We start from the raw sequence: 4794 nt of genomic DNA, 5'->3' as shown, positions 1-4794 counted from the left end.
GCCACAATCGATCTACGTCAACAATGCCGAATTCACCGGGTCATTATTCGGAGGGCACGTATTCTACAACTTCCAGATCGAAACCGGATATCGCATTGAACTTCATCGGTGCCGACATCAAGCGCATTTTGCGCACGCCGAGGTCACGCAGGATCTGCGAACCGGCACCGACAATGCTGTAGGTGGTCGGTTTTTTCGGCGCTGCCTGCTCACCGGTTTCACGGATATGCGCCAGCAACACGTCGCCATCGAGCGGGTGACCGAGCAACAGCACCACACCGCTGCCGGCCTCGGCGACCGCAGCCATGGCGGCGCGCAGGCTCCAGCGGCCCGGTTGCTTGACCATCAACAGGTCGCGCAGCGGGTCCATGTTGTGCACGCGAACCAGGGTCGGCTCTTCGGCGCAGACAGTGCCCAGCGTCAGGGCCATGTGCACGTCGCCTTCCACCGAATCACGATAGGTCACCAGGTTGAATTGGCCCAGTTCGCTGTCCAGCGGCTGCTCGGCAATCCGCTGAACGGTACGTTCGTGGATCATCCGGTAGTGAATCAGGTCGGCGATGGTGCCGATCTTGATGTTGTGTTCAGCGGCGAACGCTTCAAGCTCAGCGCGACGGGACATGGTGCCGTCGTCGTTCATCACTTCGCAGATCACTCCGCTCGGCTCGAAACCGGCCATGCGCGCCAGGTCGCAAGCGGCTTCAGTGTGGCCGGCGCGCGCGAGGGTGCCGCCGGCCTGGGCCATCAGCGGAAAAATGTGGCCCGGGCTGACGATGTCTTCAGCCCTGGCGTCTTTGGCGGCAGCCGCTTGTACGGTGCGCGCGCGATCCGCAGCGGAAATACCGGTGGTCACGCCCTCGGCGGCTTCGATCGATACGGTGAACTTGGTGCCGAAACCGGAACCGTTGCGCGGCGCCATCAGCGGCAGCTTCAACAATTCGCAACGCTCGCGGCTCATCGGCATGCAGATCAGGCCACGGGCGTGCTTGGCCATGAAGTTGATGTGTTCGGCCTGGCAGCATTCGGCGGCCATGATCAGATCGCCTTCGTTCTCGCGGTCTTCGTCATCCATGAGGATGACCATCTTGCCTTGGCGGATGTCTTCAACCAGTTCTTCGATGCTATTGAGCGCCACAAGGCACCCCCTTCTTTTAAATTATTTGAGGTAGCCGTTTTGGGCCAGAAAGCTTTCGGTGATGGTGCTGCCGGCGGTCTTCTCAGCGGCTTTGTCGCCCAGCAGCAAACGCTCCAGATAACGCGCCAGCAGGTCGACTTCCAGGTTCACCCGGCGGCCCGGCTTGTACGCAGCCATGATGGTTTCGCTCAAGGTGTGCGGAATGATCGTCAGCATGAATTCGGCGCCATCGACTTCGTTCACGGTCAGGCTGGTGCCGTCGACGGTGATCGAGCCTTTATGGGCGATGTACTTGGCCAGTTCCTTCGGCGCGCGGATGCGAAATTCCACGGCGCGGGCATTGTCACTGCGCGAGACCACTTCGCCGACACCATCGACGTGACCGCTGACCAGATGCCCGCCGAGACGAGTGGTCGGGGTCAGGGCTTTTTCAAGATTGACCGGGCTGCCGCTTTTCAGGTCATTCATGGCGGTGCAATCGAGGGTTTCGCGGCTGACGTCGGCGGCAAAGCCGTCACCGGGCAACTCGACGGCGGTCAGGCAAACGCCGTTGACCGCGATGCTGTCGCCCAGTTTGACGTCGCTCAGGTCGAGCTTGCCGGTTGCGACGTGCACCCGCACATCACCACCCTTTGGGGTCAGTGCGCGGATACTGCCGATGGATTCGATGATGCCGGTGAACATGGGGTTCTCCTTGAGAACGGGGGCCAGCGCTAACGCGATGGCCGGGAATTATACGCGGGCTGAAGGGACAGGGATCGCAGTGACTCGCCAGTCATCGCCCACCGCGCGGATTTCAGTGATTTTCAGCTCCGGCGCGTCCTTCATCTGCGCCAGCGGCCAGTCGAGCAATGGACGCGCCGTGGAGCCGAGGAACTTGCCGGCGATGAAGATCACGAATTCGTCGACCAGACCGAGTTGCGCGAAGGCGCCGGCCAGACGCGGACCGGCCTCGACCAGCACCTCGTTGGTGCCACGATTGGCCAGTTCGATGAGCAACCGATGCAGATCGACCTGGCCGTCTTCACCCGGCACGATCAGGCATTCCGGGCCGTTGGCGTATTGCTCTTCGACCGCAACACAGGTGGCGACCAGCGCCGGCCCGGCCTTGAAAAACGGCGCATCCAGCGGCACCCGCAGGCGGCCGTCAATGAGCACGCGCAGCGGCGGACGACTCATGGCCAGCGCAGTTTGTTCGCTGTCGAGACCGAGTTCGTCAGCGCGCACGGTCAACCGCGCACCATCGACCAGCACCGTGTCGGCGCCGGTCAGCACCACCGCCGCTTCTGCACGCAACCGCTGCACCGCAGAACGCGCCGCCGGGCCGGTGATCCACTGGCTCTCGCCGCTTTCCATCGCTGTGCGACCGTCGAGGCTCATGGCCAACTTGACCCGCACGAACGGCAAGCCGTGTTCCATGCGTTTCAGAAAACCTTGATTGAGCTTGCGCGCCTCCGCCTCCAGCACACCACTTTGCGTGGCGATACCGGCCTCGGCCAGGCGCTGCAAACCGCGCCCGGCAACTTGTGGATTGGGATCACGCATCGCCGCCACGACCCGGGCAACGCCGGCGGTCACCAAGGCATCGGCGCACGGCGGCGTGCGCCCGTGGTGGCTGCAGGGTTCGAGAGTCACGTACGCCGTCGCGCCGCGGGCCTGCTCGCCGGCGGCCCGCAGGGCGTGGACTTCGGCATGGGGTTCGCCGGCGCGCTCATGCCAGCCTTCGCCGACAATCTGCCCGTCGCGCACCAGCACACAACCGACCCGTGGATTGGGGTGGGTGGTGTAGTGGCCCTTGCGCGCCAGTTCCAGCGCGCGCGCCATGAAATGCGCGTCGAGGATCGCCTGCTCGGCGGCGGTGGTCATTCTTTCACCGGTTCGCGGGCGAGGCGGTCGATCTCTTCGCGGAATTCATTGAGGTCCTGAAAGCGCCGGTACACCGAGGCAAAACGGATATACGCGACCTCATCGAGTTTTTGCAGCTCGGCCATCACCAGTTCGCCGACCACGAGGGATTTGACCTCGCGCTCGCCGGTGGCGCGCAACTTGTGCTTGATGTGGACCAGAGAGGATTCGAGGCGCTCGACGCTCACCGGACGTTTCTCCAGCGCGCGCTGCATGCCGGCGCGGAGCTTTTCTTCGTCGAATGGTTGGCGGCTGCCATCGGTTTTGATCAGGCGCGGCAACACCAGTTCGGCCGTCTCGAACGTCGTGAAACGTTCGCCGCAGGCCAGGCATTCACGCCGGCGGCGCACCTGTTCGCCCTCGGCGACCAGACGCGAGTCGATGACCTTGGTGTCGTTGGCACCGCAGAAGGGACAGTGCATGGTGGCTGGCAACAAAAAATGGGAGGGCCATGGTAGCGCATCCCCGTGGCAAGACAAGCCATAGGCTTTGCGGTATACAGAACGGCATGATCGTCTGATCCATGGAATTCATTCTGCCGGAGCCTCCAATGCCGTTACGTCCGCTCGTTTTGCTCAGTCTTTTCAGCCTGCTGGTGGCCTGTGGCAGCGACGCACCCAAGCCGCAACCGCCGACGCCAGGCCCTGCGCCGCAGCAGGCGCAGAAAAAAGCCAAGGAAGCCGCCGAACTCGGCCCGCTGCCGGCGCATCAGCGCGAACTGAGCGGCACCCTGCAAGGCGTGCCGGCCGGCGCCGAAGTCGAACTGGCGCTGCTGGTGATCGACGAAAAGGACCGCCCGCAGCAACTGCTCGCCAGTTCCAGCCTGATCGGCAATAACCAGATCCTGCCGTTTCACCTGCGCTTCAACCCTGAGGCGTTTCCGGCCGGCGCACGGGTTGAACTGCGCGGTCGCGCCAGCCAGTCCGGGCAACTGATTCTGCACCTGCCGTCGCAGACCATCACCCAACCGACCACTCAGGCGTTGGGCCAGCTGCAATTCGTCAAAGCGCCATGAAGGCACCGCTCGACCTGCAACATGCCTTGGGCGAATTGCTCGGCGACGCCAGACTGAAAGCCTGCGCGTTGCCCGGCACCGATTTGCAGCTGTGGCTGATCGACGGCGATAACATGGCGCGCGAGTTCAGCCAGGAAGAAACCCAGCGCATCCTGCATGAGCCGCCCTACTGGAGTTTTTGCTGGGCCAGCGGCTTGGCCGTGGCGCGTTATCTGGCGCAGTTTCCAGAGTGGGTGGGCGGCAAGCGCGTGCTGGATTTCGGCGCCGGTTCCGGGGTTGCCGGGATCGCGGCGGTGAAGGCCGGCGCGCTGGAAGTGGTGGCCTGCGATCTCGATCCGTTGGCGATCGCCGCGTGCCGGGCGAATGCCGAGCTCAACGATGTGCAGATGAACTACTCGACGGATTTCTTTGCCGAGGCCGATCGCTTCGATCTGATACTGGTCGCCGACGTGTTGTACGACCGGGCCAATCTGCCGCTGCTCGATGCGTTTCTCAGTCGAGGGCGCGAGGCGCTGGTGGCGGATTCGCGGGTGCGCGATTTTCGTCATCCGCTGTATGAGCGGATTGAAATGCTCGAGGCGATGACCTTGCCGGATCTGGCGGAGCCGGAAGAATTCCGACATGTCAGCCTCTACCATGCGCGGCGTGACTGACGCCGCCAAAAGATCGCAGCCTTCGGCAGCTCCTACTCTGGATAGCGTTCCCATGTAGGAGCTGCCGAAGGCTGCGATCTTTTGCG

Annotated in this window: 6 protein-coding genes; 2 read left to right on the top strand and 4 right to left on the bottom strand. The window is 63.3% G+C overall.

Going from position 1 to position 4794, the window contains the following annotated elements:
* Positions 1–43: 43 nt before the first annotated feature.
* From ribBA to nrdR, 4 genes are read right to left on the bottom strand one after another with little or no spacing between them, the layout of a single operon-like run.
* Positions 44–1135, bottom strand: coding sequence for a bifunctional 3,4-dihydroxy-2-butanone-4-phosphate synthase/GTP cyclohydrolase II (gene ribBA / locus DCO47_RS25750; RefSeq protein ID WP_064364013.1), 1092 nt, complete (start codon positions 1133–1135; stop codon positions 44–46).
* A gap of 21 nt (positions 1136–1156) precedes the next feature.
* The gene (locus DCO47_RS25745) at positions 1157–1819 is read right to left on the bottom strand and encodes a riboflavin synthase (RefSeq protein WP_039761896.1); all 663 of its coding nucleotides are present in this window, start codon (positions 1817–1819) and stop codon (positions 1157–1159) included.
* 48 nt (positions 1820–1867) lie between these two features.
* Entirely contained in the window at positions 1868–3001 is a 1134-nt protein-coding gene (gene ribD / locus DCO47_RS25740; protein ID WP_116659211.1) for a bifunctional diaminohydroxyphosphoribosylaminopyrimidine deaminase/5-amino-6-(5-phosphoribosylamino)uracil reductase RibD, read from the bottom strand.
* Positions 2998–3462 (bottom strand): transcriptional regulator NrdR, encoded by a 465-nt coding sequence (gene nrdR, locus DCO47_RS25735; RefSeq protein WP_003228656.1) that lies wholly within the window; start codon positions 3460–3462, stop codon positions 2998–3000. The genes ribD and nrdR overlap by 4 nt, the downstream gene beginning before the upstream one ends.
* Positions 3463–3590: 128 nt before the next feature.
* Between nrdR and DCO47_RS25730 the strand changes: the two genes are divergently transcribed.
* Both DCO47_RS25730 and DCO47_RS25725 read left to right on the top strand, forming a co-directional pair.
* Entirely contained in the window at positions 3591–4055 is a 465-nt protein-coding gene (locus DCO47_RS25730; protein WP_042610623.1) for a YbaY family lipoprotein, read from the top strand.
* Positions 4052–4708 (top strand): methyltransferase, encoded by a 657-nt coding sequence (locus DCO47_RS25725; RefSeq protein WP_116659210.1) that lies wholly within the window; start codon positions 4052–4054, stop codon positions 4706–4708. Before DCO47_RS25730 ends, DCO47_RS25725 begins: the two co-directional genes overlap by 4 nt.
* Positions 4709–4794: the final 86 nt, after the last annotated feature.

It is taken from the genome of Pseudomonas sp. NDM (assembly GCF_003105095.1).
Taxonomy (GTDB): Bacteria; Pseudomonadota; Gammaproteobacteria; order Pseudomonadales; family Pseudomonadaceae; genus Aquipseudomonas; species Aquipseudomonas moraviensis_A.
Note: the sequence above shows the minus strand (reverse complement) of the source record. Positions and strands in the feature narration are given on the sequence as shown.